Origin of the sequence: Shimia sp. R9_2, from assembly GCF_017743735.1 — a bacterium.
Taxonomy (GTDB): domain Bacteria; phylum Pseudomonadota; class Alphaproteobacteria; order Rhodobacterales; family Rhodobacteraceae; genus Shimia.
Genome location: NZ_JAGHRO010000015.1, coordinates 1 through 23,271 on the forward strand (window position 1 = coordinate 1; position 23,271 = coordinate 23,271).

Annotated in this window: 24 protein-coding genes; 6 read left to right on the top strand and 18 right to left on the bottom strand. The window is 56.9% G+C overall.

The features are described 5' to 3' along the window. The 11 genes from J7400_RS20605 to J7400_RS20655 all read right to left on the bottom strand — a co-directional run. A partial coding sequence (locus J7400_RS20605; RefSeq protein WP_209066019.1) for a leucine-rich repeat domain-containing protein occupies positions 1 to 865 on the bottom strand: 865 nt, incomplete at its 3' end. Positions 866 to 994: 129 nt separating this feature from the next. Next, positions 995 to 2,140 (bottom strand): hypothetical protein, encoded by a 1,146-nt coding sequence (locus J7400_RS20610; protein WP_209066020.1) that lies wholly within the window; start codon positions 2,138 to 2,140, stop codon positions 995 to 997. Between the two features lie 182 nt (positions 2,141 to 2,322). Then, the gene (locus J7400_RS20615; RefSeq protein ID WP_209066021.1) at positions 2,323 to 2,541 is read right to left on the bottom strand and encodes a hypothetical protein; all 219 of its coding nucleotides are present in this window, start codon (positions 2,539 to 2,541) and stop codon (positions 2,323 to 2,325) included. A gap of 123 nt (positions 2,542 to 2,664) precedes the next feature. Then, positions 2,665 to 2,907, bottom strand: a complete 243-nt coding sequence (locus J7400_RS20620) for a helix-turn-helix domain-containing protein (protein WP_209066022.1) — start codon at positions 2,905 to 2,907, stop codon at positions 2,665 to 2,667. Between the two features lie 117 nt (positions 2,908 to 3,024). Next, positions 3,025 to 3,600: a hypothetical protein gene (locus J7400_RS20625; protein WP_209066024.1), complete on the bottom strand. Its 576-nt coding sequence runs from the start codon at positions 3,598 to 3,600 to the stop codon at positions 3,025 to 3,027. A gap of 297 nt (positions 3,601 to 3,897) precedes the next feature. Then, positions 3,898 to 5,046: a site-specific integrase gene (locus tag J7400_RS20630; protein WP_209066026.1), complete on the bottom strand. Its 1,149-nt coding sequence runs from the start codon at positions 5,044 to 5,046 to the stop codon at positions 3,898 to 3,900. Between the two features lie 509 nt (positions 5,047 to 5,555). Beyond that, the gene (locus tag J7400_RS20635) at positions 5,556 to 6,977 is read right to left on the bottom strand and encodes a CDP-glycerol glycerophosphotransferase family protein (protein WP_209066027.1); all 1,422 of its coding nucleotides are present in this window, start codon (positions 6,975 to 6,977) and stop codon (positions 5,556 to 5,558) included. 2 nt (positions 6,978 to 6,979) lie between these two features. Continuing rightward, entirely contained in the window at positions 6,980 to 8,119 is a 1,140-nt protein-coding gene (locus J7400_RS20640) for a hypothetical protein (protein ID WP_209066029.1), read from the bottom strand. A 118-nt stretch (positions 8,120 to 8,237) separates the two neighbouring features. Next, on the bottom strand, positions 8,238 to 9,278 hold the full coding sequence (locus tag J7400_RS20645; RefSeq protein WP_209066031.1) for a glutathione S-transferase C-terminal domain-containing protein: 1,041 nt from the start codon (positions 9,276 to 9,278) through the stop codon (positions 8,238 to 8,240). Between the two features lie 63 nt (positions 9,279 to 9,341). Then, positions 9,342 to 9,908 (bottom strand): hemerythrin domain-containing protein, encoded by a 567-nt coding sequence (locus tag J7400_RS20650; protein WP_247738957.1) that lies wholly within the window; start codon positions 9,906 to 9,908, stop codon positions 9,342 to 9,344. Positions 9,909 to 10,010: 102 nt separating this feature from the next. Continuing rightward, positions 10,011 to 10,682, bottom strand: a complete 672-nt coding sequence (locus J7400_RS20655; protein WP_209066033.1) for a GntR family transcriptional regulator — start codon at positions 10,680 to 10,682, stop codon at positions 10,011 to 10,013. Positions 10,683 to 10,766: 84 nt separating this feature from the next. Between J7400_RS20655 and J7400_RS20660 the strand changes: the two genes are divergently transcribed. The 4 genes from J7400_RS20660 (at position 10,767) to J7400_RS20675 (ending at position 14,319) form a co-directional block, all read left to right on the top strand. Further along, complete coding sequence (locus J7400_RS20660; protein WP_209066034.1) at positions 10,767 to 11,798, top strand: AbrB family transcriptional regulator; 1,032 nt, start codon at positions 10,767 to 10,769, stop codon at positions 11,796 to 11,798. Positions 11,799 to 11,894: 96 nt separating this feature from the next. Then, positions 11,895 to 13,136 carry a cytochrome P450 gene (locus J7400_RS20665; protein WP_209066035.1) on the top strand — a complete coding sequence of 414 codons (1,242 nt, stop codon included), beginning with the start codon at positions 11,895 to 11,897 and terminating at the stop codon, positions 13,134 to 13,136. Between the two features lie 22 nt (positions 13,137 to 13,158). Next, a complete protein-coding gene (locus J7400_RS20670; protein ID WP_209066036.1) occupies positions 13,159 to 13,479 on the top strand; it encodes a 2Fe-2S iron-sulfur cluster-binding protein in 321 nt (106 codons plus the stop codon). Between the two features lie 6 nt (positions 13,480 to 13,485). Next, on the top strand, positions 13,486 to 14,319 hold the full coding sequence (locus J7400_RS20675) for an AraC family transcriptional regulator (protein WP_209066037.1): 834 nt from the start codon (positions 13,486 to 13,488) through the stop codon (positions 14,317 to 14,319). 60 nt (positions 14,320 to 14,379) lie between these two features. Here J7400_RS20675 and moaA read toward each other — a convergent pair whose 3' ends face one another. From moaA to glmU, 4 genes are all read right to left on the bottom strand, one after another. Further along, a complete protein-coding gene (gene moaA, locus J7400_RS20680) occupies positions 14,380 to 15,384 on the bottom strand; it encodes a GTP 3',8-cyclase MoaA (RefSeq protein ID WP_209066038.1) in 1,005 nt (334 codons plus the stop codon). An 89-nt stretch (positions 15,385 to 15,473) separates the two neighbouring features. Continuing rightward, complete coding sequence (locus J7400_RS20685) at positions 15,474 to 16,151, bottom strand: DNA alkylation repair protein (protein ID WP_209066040.1); 678 nt, start codon at positions 16,149 to 16,151, stop codon at positions 15,474 to 15,476. Further along, a complete protein-coding gene (glmS, locus tag J7400_RS20690) occupies positions 16,148 to 17,971 on the bottom strand; it encodes a glutamine--fructose-6-phosphate transaminase (isomerizing) (RefSeq protein WP_209066041.1) in 1,824 nt (607 codons plus the stop codon). The genes J7400_RS20685 and glmS overlap by 4 nt, the downstream gene beginning before the upstream one ends. Beyond that, positions 17,971 to 19,326, bottom strand: coding sequence for a bifunctional UDP-N-acetylglucosamine diphosphorylase/glucosamine-1-phosphate N-acetyltransferase GlmU (glmU, locus tag J7400_RS20695; RefSeq protein ID WP_209066043.1), 1,356 nt, complete (start codon positions 19,324 to 19,326; stop codon positions 17,971 to 17,973). The genes glmS and glmU overlap by 1 nt, the downstream gene beginning before the upstream one ends. Before the next feature lie 134 nt (positions 19,327 to 19,460). On the opposite strand from glmU, the gene J7400_RS20700 reads away from it, so the two are divergent. Next, positions 19,461 to 20,135, top strand: coding sequence for an HAD-IA family hydrolase (locus J7400_RS20700; protein ID WP_209066045.1), 675 nt, complete (start codon positions 19,461 to 19,463; stop codon positions 20,133 to 20,135). 58 nt (positions 20,136 to 20,193) lie between these two features. Further along, complete coding sequence (locus J7400_RS20705; protein WP_209066047.1) at positions 20,194 to 21,387, top strand: aminotransferase class I/II-fold pyridoxal phosphate-dependent enzyme; 1,194 nt, start codon at positions 20,194 to 20,196, stop codon at positions 21,385 to 21,387. Between the two features lie 69 nt (positions 21,388 to 21,456). Here the strand turns inward: J7400_RS20705 and arsC are convergent, their stop codons facing one another. The 3 genes from arsC to J7400_RS20720 are packed head-to-tail and all read right to left on the bottom strand — an operon-like array spanning position 21,457 to position 23,197. Next, positions 21,457 to 21,795 carry an arsenate reductase (glutaredoxin) gene (gene arsC, locus J7400_RS20710; RefSeq protein ID WP_209066048.1) on the bottom strand — a complete coding sequence of 113 codons (339 nt, stop codon included), beginning with the start codon at positions 21,793 to 21,795 and terminating at the stop codon, positions 21,457 to 21,459. Then, positions 21,792 to 22,859 carry a quinone-dependent dihydroorotate dehydrogenase gene (locus tag J7400_RS20715; RefSeq protein WP_209066050.1) on the bottom strand — a complete coding sequence of 356 codons (1,068 nt, stop codon included), beginning with the start codon at positions 22,857 to 22,859 and terminating at the stop codon, positions 21,792 to 21,794. The genes arsC and J7400_RS20715 overlap by 4 nt, the downstream gene beginning before the upstream one ends. Then, on the bottom strand, positions 22,856 to 23,197 hold the full coding sequence (locus J7400_RS20720; protein ID WP_209066051.1) for a DUF952 domain-containing protein: 342 nt from the start codon (positions 23,195 to 23,197) through the stop codon (positions 22,856 to 22,858). The genes J7400_RS20715 and J7400_RS20720 overlap by 4 nt, the downstream gene beginning before the upstream one ends. Between the last annotated feature and the right edge of the window lie 74 nt (positions 23,198 to 23,271).

A 23,271-nucleotide genomic window follows, 5' to 3' on the forward strand; every position in this document is an offset into this window, starting at 1 on the left:
GCGCCAGATCGCTGACCTGTGTATGCGAGCAGTCGAGGCTCTGCAGTTGGGAGAGACCGCTTAGCGGCGCCAGATCGTTGACCTGTGTACTCCAGCAGTCGAGGCTCTGCAGTTGGGAGAGACCGCTTAGCGGCGCCAGATCGCTGACCTGTGTATGCGAGCAGTCGAGGCTCTGCAGTTGGGAGAGACCGCTCAGCGGCGCCAGATCGCTGACCTGTGTAAGCGAGCAGGTGAGGCGCTGCAGTTGGGAGAGACCGCTCAGCGGCGCCAGATCGCTGACCTGTGTAAGCGAGCAGGTGAGGCGCTGCAGTTGGGAGAGACCGCTTAGCGGCGCCAGATCGCTGACCTGTGTATGCGAGCAGTCGAGGCTCTGCAGTTGGGAGAGACCGCTCAGCGGCGCCAGATCACTGACCTGTGTATCCGAGCAGTCGAGGCTCTGCAGTTGAGAGAGACCGCTTAGCGGCGCCAGATCGCTGACATTGGTGTAGTCGAGTGTGACAGAGACCAACTTGGTGAGCTGAAAAATCAGCCAGATGCTAGCCAACCTTCTGTGTCCGACCACTACCTGCTCGAGGGCGGTTCCATACAGTTCCACAGTACGCAGAGTACGCTCATTGCCCGAATAGAGCTTGCCATCTGGCGCTACTTCATTCCCAACACTCAACCGTGTGAGGCGGTGACACTTCTCAATCGTTGCCGGAAGCTCTTCCAGAGCAGCAAGATCAGAGAGGTAGAGCCAGGTGGCGGCGTGGTCCGACAATGTCGCCTGAATGCGTCTATCGGCCTCGTCGTAGGCCGCTTCCGCACTCTGCCGCCAAATCTTCTGTCCGTAAACAATGCCCGTCGCTGCGTTCAAAATCGCCACCCAATATGCCTCATCTGCGATGGCAAGCTAACTGTTTTGTGAATGGGAGCAACGGTTTTCTACCACCCGCAGGGTGAACGATCTCTATGGGCTTTTGATGCTCAGGCTTGCGGCGCTGCATTGCCCCTATTAAAACTGATATTTCGCCCCAGCCTTCGCGATCCGTTCTGCGAGTGGCCGTGGATGCTCTGCGGCCAGCCGCTCCAACGCCTGCACATGCGTTTCCATAAACTCCGCAAACCCTTCCGAATCTACCCCTGATATCGCCGCCCGCGTCACAAACAACCCAAGCAACTGCGCGTCCAGTTCACGCATCTTGGCCATGCGGTTGGCCTTCACCACGTCACACGGCAGCACACCCGCGCAGTTCTCGTGTAGGTCGTTGCCAATGACATCTTCAAACTGTCGCCAGAGGCCGTGTACGGGCCATCTGGCGCGGTTGCTATCTTTGGTGGGTTCGCTGTACCGCATACGGCTCAGCGCGTCTGAGAAGGCGTCTCCGATGATGTTGTGCACATCTTCCCAACTGCGCATCTCAAATCGGTTGCGGAGCTGTTTGGACCCAAGCCGCATTTCAAAGCGCCAGACTTGGCTGGTGTCACGGTCTTTCAAATCCAATGGCGGTTTGTTTTGTGCCTCAAGGGTCGCGTTCCAAATGGTCAGCCACCCCATTTTGTTTTGCTGAATGACCTCTGCGCGCTTGTCGTATATCGCAAGTTGACGGTTGGCGACGGCACCGGCACGCAGGCCAATCACGCGTGCCCCGCTGGAGACTGTCGCCGTTTCAGCGACGCCGGTATATTCCGTGATCTTGGTGCCCGGTGGCACAACCAAAGCCTCTCTGTCTGGCTCAAACCATGGGGCAAGATAGTCCACCGCAAAATCCGCGCGTGCCACGCGGAGCTGTGTTTCCACATAGGGAATGCCAAAGGCGGACATGCAGTCCCGGAAATGCCTCTCTGCGCCCTCTAGGCCGCCTGTCGCAAGCCCAAAGGCCCGAAAGTCTACAGTGATGCCGGGATTGTTGGGAATGCGATCTTCTGGATCTTGGAATAGCCACACAGCGCCATGATCCCCTGTGTGGGCGGTAAAGCCTCGTGCGCCTTTGTTGGTGACTTTGAGGGTGATGTCTCCAAACGCCAAGACACAGTCGCCAAGGGTCTCTTTGGCATGGGCTTTGGCAGAAAGCAGCTCTTCGCGGAAGCTGGCCGGAATGTCGGTGCTCAGAGTGAACTTCAACCCATCAAACCCAAAATGCAGGATCACCCCGTCCATTTACGCTCTCTTTCGTTTTCGTATTCGTGGAGGGGGGTGTTACAAGACCCCCCTCTCTCGCGGCATATCGCGCCGCTGTTTGGTTTTGAGATGTTGGGAAAAGAAACGGGGGCCTTGTGGCCCCCTTTGTGCCTCCGGCGGGGCAGCATATGTTTTGGGGCCGGGCATGGCCCGGCGCTGGGTCACTTTGCAGTCAGTTGACGGCCAATCCAGATTTCAGCGCGTTCTGCGCATTTGGCCAGATTGAGCAGGTCGGAATGATGGAAACTGTTGGTGTTGCGCCATTCGCCGGTATCGGATTTGTAGCTGCGGGACAGATCAACAGAATAGAACCCGTCATTCTGCCAGACGGTGGCCGTGATCAGGCCGATTTTGAACTTATGTGCAGGCTGGTTTGCCATGGGTGATGTCTTTCAATTGGTTTGTGGTTTGAGCGGGGACACAGGACCGTTTCGCCTGTGTCCCCAAGAGCCATCCGGCCCCAAAATCCCGCGCGGCGCTGCCAACCCCAACGCGGGCAAAACTCATGCGGCGGTGTAAGCGCTGGTGCTGCCAACGCGGCGGGCTTCGCCCCAAGCCAGAAGATCGCGGCGGCGATAGCGCACGGAACGGCCTGATTTGTAGAACTTCGGGCCGTAGCCGGTGACGCGCCACTTTTGGATGGTGCGGACACTCTGGCACAGGAAGTCGGCGGCCATTTTCTCATCAATGAAGCCGTCGAGGTAATCTTGCGCCGGTGCGTTGTTGTCGTTTGCGAATGTTTGCATGGAATGCGCCCTCACTGTTTGCGTTGCGATACGCAAAACCTAAAGGCGAATGGCGTGCTCTTTCGAGCGAAAGCGCTGGCAAAGTTCGGGTGTGAATTGGCCCCTAACTTTGCCAGATTAGTTACGTTTCTCTTTGATGAGATTTTTCATCCCGTTCATAATCCGGGATACCGAATACGCAGGCTCAATGATCTGAAAGGCATGAACGCAAAACCGCCCGGCCTGTGTGATCGGTTGTCCGGTGCTATCCACATCGCGGGAGAAACGGGACTGGCTCCAAATCGGCCAACGCTCATAGATATTTGCCAGCCAAAGACGCAAACCATAATCAGGGATCTTGCCCGCGCTGCGTTTCGGCAGAGTGTCAGGGGCTTTCGTGGTGATTTCCTCTAGACGCCCCAAAATCACTGCCAAGGACTTGGTTGTGACAGACACGCCAAGCAAACCCGGGTTCTCCGCTAGGTGTTCCGTTGACAACACCATGGATGAGTGTTCCGGCGCACCTTCGCGCTTTGAAATGATGCGCACAGCGTCCATTTGGACACCTTGCTCGATGGCCCATTCTGTTTCGTGACTACAGTTTTGCAGGCTCTCTTTCAGGCGTGCCGCTTGCTTGGCAATTTTGCTCAGTTCCGTTGACGTCTCTTTATAAGATGGAAGGTTTTGGTATTTCCCATTCTCCCAGCGATACACAGCCGCAAAGCTCTCCAGATCCTTTTTGAACTTTGCCAGATCGAGGTCTTTGAACTCACCGATTTCGCAAAGCGCGTCGATGTCTGCATCTGAATATGTTTGTTTGGCGGATGGTGTCGACACGGGACGAAAGATCTCAAAATCGGTTGCTGGGCGCTGGTGGCTTGATCGGGGATTATGGGATTTTGTCGGCGGCGTATACCCGGGGTAGGGGTGTCTCTACGCCGCGTATACTCCGCGTAGGGAATAATCGGTTTCCTGTGTACCGTATTTAGCGGAGATTTTGCCCTACGTAACCTAACCTACCAGCGCACTCAGACGTGCGGCGTTTTCCTCAGCGGCGCGCCGTACCGGATCATCCGCCAGATGCGCATAGCGCATTGTTGTCTGAATTTGCGTATGCCCAAGCAAGCGACCCACCATCTGAATGGGCATGCCAGAAGACACCGCATTGGAAGCGTAGGTATGGCGCAGGTCATGAATACGCACGTCGCAAAGACCCGCGCGCTTGCGAATGCGACGCCATGGTTTCTGCATGTCTGTGGCATAGCCCTCCGGTTGCTTGCCGATGATCACATAAGGGTTGTCAGGACGCCGTGGCAGGGCGCTTAGGATGGCGCGGGCGGCTTGGGGTAGGGGAATGAGCCGCGCGCCTGTCTTGCTGTCTGGCAGCTCCATGCCGCGATCTGTGATATAGCTCCAACGCAGGGTTTGTATCTCACCCAATCGGCATCCGGTCAGGATCAGCAAGCGAAAGGCTGCGACCACATGGGATGTCTCTGTGCCATCGTGTTCCGCTTCCGTCAGCGCCGTGCCCAGCCGTTGCAGTTCAACTTGGCTTAAGTAGCGCTCGCGCTTCTGTTCGCGATACTTCGGGACATGGCGGCAGGGGTTTGAGCCATCAGGGCGTAGGCCCCAGATTTCCGCCAGATTGAACATCTTAGACAACACCCCGAGGGTGCGATTGGCCTGATAAGGTTTGTCGCGAAATTTGTGATGCAGCTCCGCAATGTCTTTGCGCTCCACATCGACAATTTTGAACGAGCCAATGGCGGGATTGATAAACAGATCAATGGCGCGGCGATACTCGCCCTGTGTGCTGGGTTTGCAGCGCTCTTTGGCATGTTCCTCAAAGAACCGTTCACATAGCGCCGCCACAGTCGGCGCGCGGCGGTGCTGCGCGATCTCTTCAACCGGGTTCTCACCTTTGGACAACTCGCCCATGATCTCTTTGGCGCGATTGCGGGCTTGTTCTGCGGTGATGTTGCCATGCCGCCCAATGGACGCGCGCCGGGTGCGGCCCCCTTTGCGATATTGCACCTGATAGGTCTTGGTGCCCGAAGGCATGATGCGCACCCCAAACCCTTTGATCTCGCTGTCCCATTCAAAGTAGCTCTTGGGGCGCACTTCAAAGGCATCAACGCTGCGTTTGGTCAGTTTTGGCATCGTGTTTTTCTCCGTCTCTGGCCCGTTTGTGGAAGCACTTTGGAAGCAGTTAGGCGCAAATCTTGGAGTAAGGCGTAGAGTTGAGGCGCAATCGCAGTCAATTAAAAAATAATAGATTCAATAAGATAGGGTAGATGGGCGCAAGAAGGCGTAGTCCGTGCAACAACGCCTAAGCTCTCTCATAACCTGAAGTTCGTAGGTTCAAATCCTACTCCCGCAACCAACACATTCCTTAAATAAAAAAAGACATGTGAGCCGTTTTACTTCCACTTGGGCGTGAGAGCCTACTCCAGCCTGTGTTAAGCTACGCAGCAAAAGCAAGCAAGGTCGTGACGGTACCCCGCACTGCGCCAAAGCCGCCCAAGGGTGGCTTTGGCGTTTGTAATGCCGGAAACTGGAAACACCGTGGAAGTAAGTGGGGCGGGAAATGGCGTGCGTGACGCCGCATTTTGTTTTGCGACGTTGGCGCAGGTAGATAGGCTTCCAGAATGGAAGCGTCTTCTGCATCGCTAGCGGCAGGCATCTGCGCTCCTGCTGAGAGCATCTTGGCACGCCATCTTGAACAGCGCTCCATTGGAGTGAGCAGCGTTTCCGAGCGCATACTCTTTCATGCGTCGTCGATTTTCGGTCAGAGGATCACTAGCAAAACACTCAACAATGAGCTCTCGAAGATTTTGCGCATCAGCTGACACCAGATAGCCTGCTGAAACGCTTGGATAAGTCTCAAGCTGTTTTGTCGTGTAGCCGCGTGGATTGGTCACGATGTATGGTTTTTCTGTCGCCAGAAAATCAATCACCGTTGATGATATGTCGCTGATCAGCAGGTCGCCTTCAGCATAGAGCGCCATTGGATCTTCCTCTGGGTGCGCCATGCGGTAGGCGACACCTTCGGGGAGATCCTGGGCAGTCTGCTCGATGCGGGTGGAGACCTCTGGCCATTTGGCATCTTTAAAGGTCAGCGGATGGGGTTTGAAAATGACATCAACCTTGAGGCCAGAGTGGAAGACCTGATGCAAAATGTTATGGGCTTGGGAGAGAGAGCAAAAATTACTGTCCTCAAACATACCTTCCCAAGTGGTCATATAGAGTATGGTCTTGCGCGTTGGGTCTTTCGGGCGGGTCTGTTTCGACAGAGTGATTTGGGGGCGTCCGACGATGCGGAACTTTTCGCGGGGGATGTGAACGCCATGCCGGGCATATCGATCAATCGCCATTTCGCCTGCCACGAACAGATGATCGTAGATCACCGACATTGGATTGTAGCTGGGAGGTTTATCGCTGTCGCCATGCAGCAGCTGTACGTGGGTGACCTTTGGGTTGGCCGCAATTACCGGGAGATTGGACATGCTGTTGTTTACGTAGAACAGGACCTCGATGTTGGATGGCAGAAAGGCGGTTTGGCTGGGGAAGTCTTCGACCACTAAGACTTCAAGGAGATCGGACTTCGGGAAGTGACGGAGGTGCTTTCGTTCCCTTAGAATGATGACGAAAGGCTCATTCAAAGACAGCAATGGTTTCAGCCACATGGTGACTTGATAGGGCGTTGCCAGTCTCGGTTCCGAAAAATAGAGCGCCATGCGAGTGCGCCGAATTTTTGGATGTCGGAGGGCTTGCATGTAGCGAGGCAGTTGGCAGCGTTTGGCCTCAGTGACTGCAAGTTGCATCACGCCGCAGCGGACCGCTACGCAGAGAGATGTCGCACCTAGTGTGAGCCACATGGCGTAGTCGCTGACCATACCGATGGCCGAAGCAACTAATCCGAAAAGGCATAGACCATGGCCCGCCAGTTTCAGCGGCGGCGAAGTTTGATGCACGGTCTCTGGTAAAGAGCAAACTGCGGATTTGGCTGTGACGCGAGCCAACCGTTTCTGTGACCAGACTTCAGTCGCTATAATCAGCGCAGCTACTAGCACGTGCACTATGAGAGCCATGGTCAGGCTGCCTGCTCAGGTTGGGGCTCGCCGCGGGGTGGGGCACCATGGAATGCGGAGTGGTTGGTCACAATCCGCGTTGCAATATCGCCAAAGGCGGAGGCGCGCCATTGTGCGGCTTGTGCCGCGCCGCGCGCGATAATCTGGGCATAAAGCGCTGTGGTTTTGGGCAGCTGCTCTGTGGTTTTCAGCGTAGAGAACTCCGTCACCAGGACATGCTCAAACCGTGTGTAACGTGTGAAATGGCTGTTTTTGGGGTGGTCATTGGCATAGAGGATCGTCCGGAGGTCAGGTTGCGCGCAATGATGCAGGGCGGAGAGTTTCTCAGCGCGCCAAAGATGCCGCAGATCCAGTTTGCGTAACTCTTCGTATGCGGCTTGCTCTCGGACAATCAGAACATATGCACGCCCAAGGTCATCGAGTTTTGCGCAGAGTGATTTGGTAGCGTTCAAGTGGGCCCGGCCAGTGCCTGCGTGATAGATGGCCACCGATGCCGGTGCAGCTTGCAGCTGGTGGGACAGGAGGCCAGATATTTCCTTTGCAAACACCGCATGGTTGGCGCGATCTACGCGTTTGGTAAGTGCCGCCAGGAATACCGCAGCAGCGCCTGTGAAACCTGGCAGAAGCGCCCATGTGTAAGGCACGTCAAGGCCAGCGACATGCATCATCAGCGCAGCTATGGACAAAGCGGCCATGGCGCAGCGCAGCAGGTAGAGGTATCGCTTGCTGAGATCAGCGATGTAGGGGGTCGGTAGAGTGTCTGAGTGGCAAATCTGGGCTTGGAGGTGTTTGGTGTGTCGGTCGCAAAGGCGCACGGCGACATAGCAAATGCAGATTGCCGCTATTGCTGCTGCGCCTGCCAAGACGAAGCCTGCTGAAAAGCCAAAGGTCACACCCAGAAAAGCCCAGCAAACCCCGAGAAGTGGCGGCAGCAGGATTTCCGGATAGGTGTTGAGTACCTTCGATTTACTGGTGATCAGCTTGCCGTGTTGAGAGACCGGAAGGAGCACTGGAACGTGCACGAATATCGCCAAAAAAATGGCGGGCAAGTTCTCCGGTGCGCGCGCTGACGCGGGCAGCCACATAACACCGCAAACTGCGATCAGTGTCAGCACAGCAGGCAAGAAGAGTTTGAACGTCATGGCAAGCCTTCTGCTCGACGCGCAGCGGTCTGCGCCGGGGATCCAAAGACAATTTGCCCAAAATTGGTGTGTATTTCTTTAAAGCCACGACGATCATGATGGTGGTGAAGGGGGCAGGCTACCTCTCATCACGCGCGAGTTCAGGATGAAGATAGGCTTCCGGGTAAGTTATCGGCTTATTCGGGCCAAGCGGGATGACGTTGTTCCAAGACCGGCCAAAATACCCTTGGCGGCAATGGATAAGTGAGCTGCTGTCTGCAACGCCGGGCAGGTTGTAAACCCGGCACAGCCAACGCCAGAGGTGCGGATAGTCTAGGATCTTAGCACCATTAAGCTTCATGCGGATGTAGTAGACGGGATCGTGGCGGTAGAGCGTTGGAAACAGGCGCAGGTCTGCTTCGGTGAAATGCTCTCCCATCAGGAAAGGCTGATTGTCTGCTGACAGGTGATCTTCGAGTGTTTGAAGGGCGGAGAAATAGGCGGTGTATGCCTCTTCATAGACGTCTTGGCGCGAAGAGAAGCCTGCTTTGTAAGCGCCGTTGTTGATTGCCGTGTACGTCAGGGAGTTGAGTGTATCGATCTCCACGCGCAGCTTTGTACTTTCAGGGTACAGATCCGGCCTTTGGGCGATGGGGACTTTGCTGCCGAGGGCCGCTGCATGGGCGTTGAGCATCCGGATGATCTCTGCGCTTTCATTGGAGACAACGCGCTCGGTGCGTTTGTCATAGAGGATTGGCACGCTCTTCTCGCTCGCCCCTTCAGCGGCATAGATCTCGGCGGCGAGACGGAAATTTTGCGTACTGCCTGTGTCGTCTGTGCATTCAGGAAGTGGCGCGCCTGTGATCGGGGAGATGCGATCAGGATTGAACTCCCACAGATTGGGGCCAGCCGGATCAGAGTCCCCGGTGCGGGTTGGGAAGGCGACACTCATCGAAAGTGTGTCCTGCAGGCCGAGGATGTTGCGGGCGAGGGTCACGCGGTGGCACCACGGACAATTGAGCGCAACATAGAGGTGGTAGCGGTCAGCTTCGGGTGGGAAGTCACCGTCAGGATCAAGCCAATGGCGAAACCCGCTGAGGCCGCGCACAAATTCACCTGACGCACGGCGGGCCGTTGCGTTCTTCTGATCTTCTTCGGTTGTGATGCTCTTGCCAGCCATTATGCCACCCTGTTTGCATATGAGGGCGCCGCTGAAGGCGGCGCCCATGGTTGTTACTTTGCCCTATCCACGCAGTTTGTGGTGCAAAATGATGGGCACGGCGAGGTCTTCCTCATCACCAAGGTGTCGTGCAAGAAAAGCCTCAATGGTTTCAGCATGCGCGTGAACAGCACCTGCCTCCTCATACATCGCGGCTTCATCGAGCTGGCTGAGCTTGATGGTGCGGTTTGCGGATTTTGTGAAACCGTCCAGAACCTGATCGAGGTCGTGGTGGTCCTTCTCCAAAATCTCCAGTCCGGCATCAAAGCGCGGGTCCGCTTCCGAGAGTTCGGGGAAGTAGCGATGGTCTTCCCAGCCGTGGTGGCCATGCAAGTTGCGCACCAAAGCATTTCCATAGTAGGCCAAGCGTCCGGCATACTCCTGAGTTTCACGTTGGCCATCGAGATAGAGCTCTGCATCAGCGCGGATAAGCTCGCCGAGCTGGCGAAAAATCTGGTGTGCGCCAAGCCAGCGGCGGGTGGCATCCTTAAAGTTGGGATGGGCCTCCCAGGCTTCACGCGGATAGGCATTGAGCAGGCGCCGCATGTCATCAGGCATCGGCGTAGTTCTGATGTGGGACAATTCAGTCATGGCGTCCTCCTTTCGTGACAAAAGGTAAGCCGCCTTGGAGGGCTTTCATCTGTACACACGCGCACAGAGGGGCTGCGAATTTGAAGGGGTCTTTGAGGGCGCTTAAAGCGTATTGGGGTCGTCGAAATCGACGCGCAGGGCGCGGATGCGCGCGCGTTGCCCTGCGATGATATGTGCTCGCATGGCTGCTTCGGCAGCGTCGCCATCGCGTGTGACGAGCGCGTCCAGAATCGCCTGATGTTCCGCAAGCGCATTTTCGTAGCGTTCTGCATCGGCCAACGTGGTTCGGCCCAAAATCAGCATGGCCTTTTGCAGGCTGAGCATGGACTTGGTGAGAAAACGGTTCTTCGCCGCGTTTAATAGCGCCAAATGAAATTGGCGGTTGAGACGCGATGCCTCTGTGCCTGCACCACTTTGCGAAAGAGCGTCGCTGATCGCTCCAAGTTCCGCGATCTCCACGTCAGAGGCGGCACGGGCGGCCATGCGCGCGGCCGTGCATTCCAGCACTACCCGCATTTCATAGAGCTCCATGACTTCAGAGTAGTCCAAGCGCCGGACGGTTGCCCCAACACGGGGCAGGTGCGTCACCAGCCCATCCGCCTCCAATTGGCGAATGGCCTCCCGCACCGGTGTGCGGCTGACGCTGAAGCGGGTGGCGAGATCAGTTTCTCGCAGGCGATCACCTGGCGACAGACGCCCCTCTCGAATTTCTTGCAACAAGGCGCTGTAGGCCGCGTTGCCTTGAAGCCCATCTTGAGAGGAGGAGTTATCCATTTCGGTCCGCCAGCGTTGCCTTGAAATATTGTGTCCAAATGTATACAAAAGGATGCATATCGTCAATCACGATAGGAATCACCCGTGTCTCTTTTGCGTATTCGCGCGTTCACCTTTGCGGTGGCCGCATTTGGTACTGTTGCGTTCTGGGCCGTTGGCCTGCCTCTGCCGTTTCTGTTTGGACCAATGGCGGCTTGTTTGGTGACAGCCCTTTCCGGGGCCAAGCTGGCTGGATTTGGCCAAGTCACGGCGGCGGCGCGCACAATCCTTGGCGTGGCTGTTGGCACGTCAGTGACACCCGAGGTGATGGCCGAGATCCCGAATATGGCCGCCAGCATCGCGCTGGTTCCGCTCTATATTGCTGTGATCGGGCTTGTCGGGGTGCCTTTCTTTCGAAAGGTCTGTGGATTTGACGCTGTCACGGCTTATTACGCGGCGATGCCCGGGGGCCTTCAGGATATGATCCTGTTTGGCAAAGAAGCAGGAGGAAACGCGCGCATTTTGTCCTTGATCCATGCGACGCGGGTTCTGGTGATCGTGACTGTGGCTCCGATCCTGTTGATCTCCATCTATGGGGTCGGTCTATCCAACCCAATTGGTCAGCCGGCTGCAGATCTGCCGCTCGGAGAGATGGCGCTGATGGTTGGCGCGGCAGTCGTTGGATGGAAAGGTGGAGAGCGCATCGGACTTTTGGGCGCGAGTATTCTGGGGCCATTGATTGTCTCTGCCGCGTTGACGCTTGGCGGCTTCATCCATTCCCGCCCACCGGCTGAAGCGATCCTTGTTGCGCAATTCTTCATCGGCGTGGTGATCGGCGTGCATTACGTGGGGGTGACCCTGCGCGAGCTGCGCTCCGTTGTGCTTTCCGGGCTGGCGTTTATGTGCGTTCTTGCGGTGCTCGCAGCGTGCTTTGCCGAACTGGTGACGCTGTTGGGATTGGCCCCGTCCATGGAAGCCTTTTTGGCCTTTGCCCCCGGCGGACAGGCGGAAATGACCATCTTGGCCATCGTGACTGGCGCGGATCTGGGGTTTGTCATCGCGCACCACCTGACCCGAATAGTTGTAGTGATCCTCGGGGCGCCACTGGTGGCACGCCTGCTGCGCGCGCGGAGGTAGGTGGATGCGACTATTGTCTAGGTGATTTGGAGGATTTTACATTCTATTACACCGTGGCTCTCAGTATGGTCCGCCCGCGTAGCAAATGAGGTCGCCATGACGCAAGACACCCCAGCCACGGTTTTACTTGATCCGCATGGAGCCGAGTTCGCGGCTGATCCGTATTCGACTTATGCGGCTCTGCGCGCATTGGATGGACCTTATTATTATAAGGAAATCGACACCTGGATGTTGACGCGTATGGCAGACGTGGAGGCTGTGGCGCTCAACAAAACCATGTTGCGCAACAACGAAGCCTTTATCTCTGAGGACGCGCGTCTGGCTCAGCAACGGGCGATCAATTTCCACGACATGCCGCATCATGAGCGTTTTGTGCAGGTGAACCTGTTGGAAAGCGAAGGCGCAACCCATGATCGACTGCGCAAAGTAGTGTTTCGCGAGTTCACCCCTGCGATGATCGCGCGGCAACGCGAGGCGATCCAAAGTTTTGTCGACCGTTTGCTCGACAGCCTGAGCGATCAGGACGAGGTGGATTTTGTCGGCGATTTCGCCGCCCACGTCCCCGGCCATATCATTGGCCGCATCCTTGGTGTGCCTGACGAAGACTGCCCACAGCTGCGCCATTGGTCAGAGGAAGTGGTGCGCTTCTTTGATCCCGGTCGCGGCGATGAGGACAAGGCGCGGGCAGAACAGGCGACTAAGGAATTCTACGAATACCTTCTGGATCTATTGGCGGAGCGCGAAAGAGCGCCGCAGGATGATCTGCTCTCGCGCCTGATCGGTCACCGCGACGGGGGACGGCTCAGCCAAGACGAGCTGATCTCCACCGCCATGTTGATCCTGATGGCAGGGCATGGCTCCACCATTGATGTGCTGGGCAGCGGCATGCATGCGTTGCTGCGGTATCCGGAGCAGCATGAACGCTTGCGCGAAGATCCGTCGCTTATGAAGACAGCGGTGCAGGAGATGTTCCGCTATGAGTCTCCACTGCCGTTCTTTCATCGTTTCGCGACAGAAGAGACCGAAGTTGGTGGAAAGCTCTTTCCGGCTGGGACGCGGTTTGGCCTGCTTTATGGCGCAGCGAACCGTGATCCCGCGCGGTTTGAGAACCCTGATAAATTTGATGTCGGACGTACCCCGAACCGGCACATGGCCTTTGGTGGCGGGGGGCATTTCTGTCTCGGCAACCATTTGGCGCGACTGGATATGGACGTCATATTCTCCACATTGAACACCCGCTTTGCCGCGATCTCTTTGGCAGAGGAAACCCCTGAATACAAACGCGGTTTGTCAGTGCGTGGCCCCAAGGCGCTGCGTGTGGCTTGGCAGCGCGCCTGAGCGAGACGGAAAGAAATAGCAAATGATCAAAGTGACCTTTGTCGAAGCCAATGGAAAACGGATTGAGGCCATGGCCAAGGCTGGCGATACCTTGATGCAGGCTGCAGTTGGCGCAGGTGTTGCGGCCATTGCCGCTGAATGCGGGGGCGCCTGTGCGTGCGGCACCTGCCATTGCGTTCTGTCTGAGGACTGGTTTAGCCGCGTGCCTGCTCCGGCGTCTGATGAGGCGGATATGTTGGATTTCGTCATCGACCCGCAGCCCACCAGCCGGTTGAGCTGTCAGGTCGTTATCGGCGAAGACATGCAAGGGATCGAGGTTCAGGTTCCAGACTCTCAAATATAACACCCCATGACGACAGCTGCGGAAGACACAAAGATTTACTTTGCCACAGGGCAGGGCGGTGAGTCCGTTTGGCCCTACCATGTGCCCGTAGGCGGGCGCACCTTGGCGCATCAAGACACCGGTATGGTGCGCCGAAACTACAATGAGCATGTGTTGATCTACACGCTCTCCGGCACTGGGCATGTGGACATTGGCGAGACCCGGCATGCTGCCGTAGCTGAGAGCCTCGCCTGGATTGATACAGCGCGCGCCTATGCGCATGGAGCCGCAGCGCAGGCACCCTGGCGCTATGTTTGGCTCTCTATCCGGGGGCATGGGGTGGATGCTCTCTTTGAAAGGTTGGAGTTTGCCCAAAATCCCGTGGCGTCGGATCTGTCTCACCTTGCTGGGAACTTTGAGCAGATCTTGCGTGAGCTTTCAGCAGAGGCAGAAGGGGAAAGTGCCACCATCAACGCCGCGGTGTCGCAAATTTTGGCGCAGCTGTTTGAGCGTCGCAGCAATGCGGCTGGAGTGGCCAAAGATGAGCCGATGGCCGCGCTAAGGGCGCACCTTCGCCGGGATTTGCAACGGGCTTGGCGTATTCCGGATATGGCGCAGATCACCGGGTTGAGCCATTCGCAGCTTTTTCGCCGCTTTCGGGATGAAGCAGGGGTGAGCCCGATCGTTTGGCTGCGACGGGAGCGCATGGCGGTGGCGGCGTATCTGTTGCGCAGCACAGATGAGCGCGTTGCGCAAATCGCGGCGCGCTGCGGCTATCCCGATCCTTTCCATTTCAGCCGTGATTTCAAGCTGGAGCAGGGCTGCGCGCCGCGAAACTACAGAGCACAGTTTCGCGCATAAAAAGAGCCGCGTGTTGCGGCTCTTGGGCTTAGGTGATTTCCGGCAAACAGGATTCGAAGATCAGCCGCCTGTGTGGCTCATATGGCGTGACATCTGACCATCCACCTGTTGGCGGGAATAGTCAAAATCGTGCCCCTTTGGCTTGAGTGCAATTGCAGCACGAATGGCATCTTCGAGCGCCGCATCGCTTTCACTGCCACGCAACGGAGCGCGCAGGTCAGCCATATCCTCTTGGCCCAGACACATGAAAAGCTGTCCGGTACAGGTGAGACGCACGCGATTGCAGCTTTCGCAGAAATTGTGGGTCATGGGCGTGATGAAACCGATTTTTTGTCCAGTCTCTTCCAGTCGCACATAGCGGGCGGGACCACCGGTACGCTCAGGCAAATCTGTCAGCGTATAGCGCTCGGCCAGTCGCGCCCGCAGATCCTTGAGGGACCAATACTGGTCAAGGCGATCTTCATTGCCCAGATCGCCCATGGGCATCACTTCGATCCAGGTCATGTCCATGTCGCGCGAGGCGCACCATTCTGCGAGCGTGAACAACTCATCCTCATTGAAGCCTTTGAGCGCCACCGCATTGATCTTGATACGCAGGCCCGCATCTTGGGCGGCGTCCAGACCACGCAACACTTGTTGCAAGCGGCCCCAGCGGGTGATGTCGGCAAACTTATCTTCGTCAATCGTGTCTAGAGAGACATTCACGCGACGCACACCACAGGCATAAAGCTCTTCGGCAAAGCGCTCGAGCTGTGAGCCGTTGGTTGTCAGCGTCAATTCTTTGAGTGTCCCGCTGTCCAGATGGCGCTTCATGCCTTTAAAGAAGGTCATGATGTCGCGACGCACCAGTGGCTCGCCACCTGTAATCCGCAGCTTTTCAACACCCAGCCGAATGAAGGTCGAACACATTCGATCAAGCTCTTCGAGCGTCAGAAGTTCTTTCTTCGGCAGAAAAGTCATGTTTTCCGCCATGCAATAGACGCAGCGAAAATCGCAACGGTCGGTCACGGACACACGCAGGTAGTTTACGGCGCGGTGGAACGGATCAATCAAAGGAGCTGTCATGGGGAGAACGTAGTCACGCGGCGCGGGCAGGGCAAGGGCGGCGAAAGTTGTAGAGATGTATTTTCTATACGACTTTGGCGCGCGCCCAATCAGCCAAGGTGTTTGCTGGCTTCTTTTCTGGCAAATGGCTTCATTTTTTCGCCATGGTTTTCCAGAAATGCACGCACACGCGGTTCATCGTGCTTTGACAGGTCGCGCAGCCACCAAGCCACGGCTTTCTGGATGAACCACTCTTCATCAGAGACATACTCCGCAGCCCACCCCAAAATACGGTCCCGAGCCTCAAGTTCACCCGGTTTTGGGTTGTTCTGTTTGGTCCACGGCAGCGTGATCACCAAAGCCGCGCGCCGGGTCCACATATGCTCTGCTTTGGTCCAGCTTTCGACGGTATCTAAGCGTGATGGATCGGCGATGAGGCGGCGTTGACCTGCCATGCAGGCATGATCGGCAATCGCCCAACTGTCGAAATCCGCGACCCAGCTGCATATGAGCGCCCAGGCACCTTCATCGGGACGCAGGCGTGCTTGGGTCAGCATTTTGGACGCGACGATACGCGCTTCAAAGATATCGGTTTCCCAAAGGGCCTGCGCCAATGCCACCCGGGTTTCAACCGAGAGCGTCTGTCGCCAGGTTTTGGCAAGATCATTGAGAGCCGGGTTTGAGATGCCCAGCACGTCCCGTGTCTGCTTGTGGTAGGCTTTCATGCCGTCTGCACGCCCAGGCTCAACAAGGGCGTGCAGATGTTCAAGGGCGTCTTCGAGCGTCATTCCACAGTCACAGATTTTGCGAGGTTGCGTGGCTGATCGACGTCAGTGCCTTTTGCAACCGCGGTGTGGTAGGCGAGAAGTTGCGCGGGGATGGCGTAAAGAATGGGAGACAAGACAGGCGAAACCTGCGGCATCTGCAGGGTTTCCCAAGCCCCCTCGGCGCCTTCTTTCATGCCAGTGGAGTCTGAGATCAGCAGCACCTTTCCAGCGCGCGCCATGACTTCCTGCATGTTGGAGATCGACTTATCAAACAGCTCGTCATGTGGGGCAAGCACCACCACAGGGACCTGTTTGTCGATCAATGCGATCGGGCCATGTTTCAGCTCGCCGGAGGCATAGGCTTCTGCGTGGATGTAGCTGATTTCCTTGAGTTTGAGTGCGCCTTCCAGCGCGAGGGGGAACATGCGGCCTCGACCCAAGAACAGAATGTCACGTGCTTCGGCGAGTTTGCGCGCGACCGCAGCGACCTGTGCCTCACCGCCAAGCGCCTGATTGATCAAGCCCGGTACACCGCGCAGATCGGTCAAATTCTCTGCCAGTTCAGCATCGTTCAGTTTGCCGCGATCATGGGCTGCCTTCAGCGCGAGCATTAGAAGCACGGTCAATTGGCAGGTGAATGCTTTGGTGGAGGCCACGCCAATCTCGGCACCGGCCAGAATAGGGAGTACAAGATCGCTTTCCCGCGCAATCGAGCTCTCTGGGACATTCACGACCGACACAATCTGCTCCGCTTTGCCGGCGCAATATCGCAGTGCAGCAAGCGTGTCTGCGGTCTCGCCTGACTGAGACACAAACAAAGCAACGGTGCCCTCGGTGACAGGAGGCTCGCGATAGCGGAATTCGGAGGCCACATCGACCTCGACTGGTATGCCTGCGACCTGCTCAAACCAGTACTTTGCAGTCAGGCAGGCGTAGTAGGCCGTGCCACAGGCGACCATGGTCAAACGGTCAATTTTGGTGAAGTCCAGGCCAGCGTCTGGGAGAGAAACGGCCTTGCCGTCTTTGGACAAATAGTGATCGATGGCTTGGCCAAGTACGGTTGGCTGCTCTGCAATCTCTTTCGCCATGAAGTGTTTGTGCAGACCTTTGTCGACCTGAGCCTGGTCAACATTGATGGTTTTGCGCTCACGCTCAACGATTTCGCCAGCCTCATCGCGGATCACCAACGATGTTCGGGTCAGGACCGCGCTATCGCCTTCCTCAAGGTACGTGATCTGATCGGTCAGCGGCGCAAGGGCAATTGCGTCGGAACCGACATACATCTCACCTTTGCCGTACCCAATCGCCAAAGGGGATCCTTTGCGCGCTGCAACGATCAGATCGTCTTGACCTTCAAACAGAAAGGCGAGGGCAAAAGCACCATCCAGACGTGACAGTGTTTTTAAAGCCGCATCAACGGGCTGCATACCGGAGCTGATGTAGCTTTGCGTCAAAAGCGCAACGGTTTCTGTGTCGGTCTCGGTGACGAACGAAAACCCGTCTTGAGCCAACTCTTCACGCAATTCACGGAAGTTTTCGATGATGCCATTGTGGACAACGGCCACGGGACCCGCGCGATGCGGGTGCGCGTTGGTGACGGAAGGCGCACCGTGGGTCGCCCATCGGGTGTGGCCGATCCCGGATTTGCCTCTGAGAGGTTCGTGGACCAGCAAATCAGAGAGATTTACCAACTTTCCCACGGCACGGCGACGTTCCAGTGCGCCGTCATTCACGGTCGCAATTCCCGCGCTGTCATAGCCGCGATATTCGAGCCGTTTCAGCGCTTCAACAAGGATGGGCGCTGCCTCGTGGTTTCCGAGGACACCAACAATTCCACACATTATTTGGTCTCCGAGATTTGTTTTTGTTTTTTTTTCTTTAATAAATCGAACAATTTTCGCGCTACGCCGGGTTTATTGACCTGATCGGCGCGCGACAGGGCCAAATCCGTGGCGGGAACGTTCTTGATGATCACCGACCCCGATCCCGTCATCGCCTCGTCACCAACAGTGACCGGCGCAACCAGCATCGTGTTGGAGCCGATGAACACCCGGTCTCCGATGGTGGTGCGGTGTTTCATCACCCCATCGTAGTTGCAGGTGATCGTACCGGCACCGATATTGGTTCCGCTCCCCAGCGTGGCGTCGCCGATGTAGGACAGATGATTGACCTTGGTGCCTTCGCCAACTTCGGCGTTTTTGATTTCCACAAAGTTACCAATGTGCACGTTTTCAGACAGCTCAGCTCCGGGGCGCAGGCGTGCGTAGGGGCCAACGGTTGCACCGCGGGAAACATGGCAGCCCTCAAGGTGAGAAAACGCTCGGATGCGCGTGCCGCTTTCCACCGTCACATGGGGCCCAAAATAGACGTTGGGCTCAATCACGGTGTCCCTGCCAATCACAGTGTCAAAGGACAGCATGACGGTCTCTGGCTGTTGCAATGTGACACCAAGGTCCAGCAGCTCGGCGCGGGCATTTTTTTGGAAAATGCCTTCGGCTTCGGCAAGGTGCGCGCGGGAGTTGATGCCTAGTGTCTCGGCCTCGTCACAGGACACAGCCGTAACGTTCAGCCCTTTTTCGCGCGCCAGCCCCACGATGTCAGTGAGGTAGTATTCACCCTGCGCGTTGTCTGACGAAATAGCGCTGATCAAATCAAAGAGCGTCTTGCTCTCAACCAGCATCACGCCTGAATTGCAGAAAGTGACGGCCCGCTCATCTGCTGAAGCATCTGCAAATTCGACGATCCGCTCAAGCTGATCGCCATTCATAATCAGGCGGCCGTATTTTCCGGGATCTGCAGCGTCAAAGCCAAGCACCACGACCGCGTTCTGCTCTTTTGCTGCGACCATGTTCTCAAGGGTTTCAGCGCGTACAAATGGGGTGTCCCCGAAGAGGACAATCACATCACCATCAAAATTAGCGAGCGCCTCTCGGCACATGTCCACTGCGTGGGCTGTACCTTTTTGCTCTTCTTGCAAAACCACTTCGGCGTCAGGATCAAAATCAGAAACTTCTTTCGCGACAAGCTCGCCACCATGGCCTGCCACAACCAGCGTTTTTTCCGGAGACAAAGCTTGGCCGGCCTGCATCGCATGGATCAGCATCGGGGCGTTCGCAATCGGGTGCAGCACCTTGGGCAGGTCCGAATTCATCCGTGTGCCTTTGCCCGCGGCAAGGATGATGAGGGCTATGCTCATTTGTTTTCTCTTTGTATTTCGGTTGTGCCCGTTTTATCGGAGTGCAGGAAGGGTGCAAGGCCGACAAGCTTCAATTCAGGTTGCGCCTTGTAACAGCCGTGGGCGGGAACTCGCGCATTTTAAGGGATAAGCGGATGAAAACAGTGGTTTTTGATCTGGATGGAACTCTGGCGGACACAAGTGGGGATCTGATTGCAGCGGCCAACCATTGTTTTCGGAACATGGGGTATGGCGACCTTTTAAGCGTTGAACGGGATGCAGGCGTTGCTTTGCGCGGTGGGCGGCGGATGCTCACAGAAGGTCTCACACGTATGGGCGCGATGAATGAGGCGACGATAGATCGCTATTATCCAGTTCTGCTTGAGGCTTACGGTGGCGCTATTGCCGAGCACACCGTGCTTTATGATGGTGCGATGGAGGCGGTGGAGCAGTTGAAAACGCTTGGCTATGGCGTAGGCATTTGCACCAACAAGCCTGAAGCGCTGGCCCAACAGCTCTTGATCGCGCTAGGCGTGCGCGAGGCCTTTGGGGCCTTGGTCGGAGCAGATACATTGCCTGTGCGCAAACCTGATCCCGCACCTTTGATCGAAACCGCGCGCCGTTTGGGAGGCGATCCGGCAAAAACGCTCCTGGTTGGCGACAGCGATACAGACCGCAATACAGCCAAGGCAGCTCGCGTGCCGAGCGTGTTGGTGACCTTTGGACCCAGTGGAGAGGATATGGCGGCGCTCGACCCTGAGGCGCTGCTGCATGACTACGCTTCATTGCCGCAGGTGGTGGATACTCTGCTGGCAGATCCCGTCAGTTGATTGCGGCGGCATCCGATCTCTCGTAATGCTTATGCAGCGCTAATTCATTGAGGCCCCAATGAGCGAAGTTTTTACCGGCAATTTCACCCAGCAGGAACCCATCTCTGAGGAGGCGATTGCCGCTGCCGTAGAAGTTATGCGGACGGGGCGTCTGCATCGCTACAACCTGACCGAAGGGGAGGTGGGCGAAGTCTCTTTGTTGGAGCAGGAATTTGCACAGAGTGTGGGCGCGAAATACTGTCTCGCGGTGGCCTCGGGTGGCTATGCGATGGGTTGCGCCTTGCGGGCAATGGGCGTTGGCGCAGGGGACAAAGTGCTGACGAATGCCTTCACGCTGGCTCCGGTTCCCGGTGCGATTGCGAGCGTGGGCGCTGTGCCGGTGTTTGTGGGTGTGACCGAAGGCTTGGTGATTGATCTCGACGATCTGGAAGCCAAGGCGGATCAGGCGGACGTGCTGATGCTTTCGCATATGCGGGGGCATATCTGCGACATGGATGCGCTGATGGCGATTTGCGCCCAACACGGCATTCGTGTCGTCGAAGATTGCGCCCACACAATGGGCGGCAGCTGGCGCGGCATCCCGTCTGGCCGGTTTGGGGCGATGGCGTGTTATTCCACGCAGACCTACAAGCATATGAATTCGGGCGAGGGCGGCTTTCTGATCAGTGATGATGCGGAGCTCATGGCGCGGGCGACCATCTTGTCCGGTAGCTACATGCTCTATGGTCGCAATGGAGCCGTGCCCGAGGCCGAGGTCTTCGAAGGCGTGAAGTATGACACGCCAAATGTGTCCGGCCGTATGGATCACCTGCGCGCCGCTATCCTGCGTCCGCAACTGCGCAAGCTTTCTGACAGCGTCGCGGCCTGGAATGCGCGGCACGATGTGATCTTGGATGGGCTGCGCGATACGCTCGGGCTGACTGTTGTGGAGCGGCCTGAAGGCGAAGGCTACGTGGGCAGCTCGATCCAGTTTCTGCTACTGGATTGGTCGGTTGAGAAGATCAACGAAGTGCTGAAGCGCTGTGGTGCGCGCGGTGTGGAGTTGAAGTGGTTTGGTGGCGCTGAGCCCGTGGCCTTCACGTCCCGTTACGACAGTTGGCGCTATGCCCCGAGCGTGCCGATGCCGAAATCTGACCGGATCTTGAAGGGCATTGTGGATATGCGTATCCCGCTGACGTTTTCTCTTGAGGATTGCGCGCTGATTGCGCGGATCATCAAGGCAGAAGTCGGCGCAGTGTTTCAATCTGGCTGATTGGTGTCGCTTGAGCGCGAGGATAGTTCCCGCGCTCTCAAAGTGCTTGAGCGCAGCTATCGCAGCAGCTTAGAGGATTTCCAGAACCGCTTCCGGAGGCCGTCCGATGGCGGCTTTGTAATCTTTAAGCACAATCGGGCGTTCAATCAGGATCGGGTTTTCCGCCATAGCCGCGCGCAATTTGGCGTCGTCGTCAGACTTGCTCAGGCCAAGTTCCGCAAAGCGCTTTTCCTTGGTGCGCATCATGTCGACGGCTTTGACGCCCAAGAGTTTCTGAACCTCGGCAAGCTCTTCCGCGCTGGGCGCGTCTTCGAGATAACGACGCACAGTGACGTCGCCTTTTTCTTCAACAAGAGCCAGAGTTTGGCGTGATTTAGAGCAGCGCGGGTTGTGCCAAATGGTGATCACAGCCAGTCCTTTCGTTTGCTTCCAACAGCTTCTGCGACATTTGCAAAACCGTCGCGTTCCAGCAAGCTGTCCAACTCTCGCACGATGGTCTCTGCAAGTGAGAACCCGCCGTAGACAAGCGCTGTATAAAGTTGCACCGCAGAAGCACCTGCGCAGATCTTGGCATAGGCCTGTTCTGCAGATCCAATTCCACCGACCCCGATGAGTGGCAGAGCGCCGTCCGTCAACGCGGACAAACGCGCCAGCACACGGGTCGATTTCTCAAAGAGCGGCGCACCTGAGAGACCGCCAGCCTCGCCCTTGTGAGCGCTGGCCAGGCCATCACGGTCGAGAGTTGTGTTTGTCGTGATGACCGCGTCCACGCCAGTTTCCTGAGCCACCTCTGCGATCTCACCAATTTCTGCATCAGTGAGATCCGGTGCGATTTTCAGGAAAACCGGGATTTTGCGGTTCAGGGTGTCGCGGGTCTGCATGACGCCGCTCAGAAGGGCGGAAAGCGCGGCCTTGCCTTGCAAATCACGCAGCTTTTCAGTGTTGGGCGAGCTGACATTGACCGTTGCGAAGTCCAAGTGCGCGCCACAATGTGCCAGCACGCGGGCAAAATCCTCGGCGCGGTTTTCGCTGTCTTTGTTGGCGCCGAGGTTGAGGCCAATCACGGCATCTTTCGGACGCTGTGCCAGGCGCGCGCCGATGGCCTCCATACCGTCGTTGTTAAAGCCAAAGCGGTTGATGGCGGCTTGATCTTCGGTCAGGCGAAACAAGCGCGGTTTGGGATTTCCTGGCTGAGGTCGAGGCGTTGCTGCGCCGACCTCGACAAAACCAAACCCCGATTTGGCAAGGCCAAAAAGCGCGGTGGCATTTTTGTCAAATCCGGCAGCAAGACCAACGGGATTGGGTAGATCAAGGCCCGCGAAAGTGGTGCGCAGGCGCGGTGAGGTGATTTGCCCAGGCGCATTGGCGAGGCCCATTTGAATGGCGCGGATCGCCAGACCATGGGAGGTTTCCGGATCAATGCTGCGCAAGGCTTTCATGCCCAGCGTTTCAAGAAGACGGCCACCGCTCATGTGATCAATCCTGCCGGAAACTGATGCGCGCCATCGACGAGTGGCAGGGGCTGTGCCCAGAGGACATCTGAAAGCGCGAAAGCCCGGTAGAGATGCGGGAAGAGGGCGCCGCCGCGAGAGACCTCCCACTTCAGATCCTCCCCAAGGGTGTCAGCCTCAACTGCAAGCAGAAACAGGTTTTCCTCTCCGGCGAAGTGTTTGGCGGCGGTTTCCGCAGCCTGTTCCGCTGTCGAGAAATGGACAAAGCCATCTGCAATATCCACGGGTGCGCCTGCCGTTTGGCCCTCGGCGCGCAGAGTGGCCCATTCCTCGGCCCGAAAAATCTTGAAAATAAGCATGGCTTGCTCATGCAACGGGCGGGGCGCAAGGTCAAGCTGTACAGCTTTTGTTAAACCTTTGACATGCGCGTCAT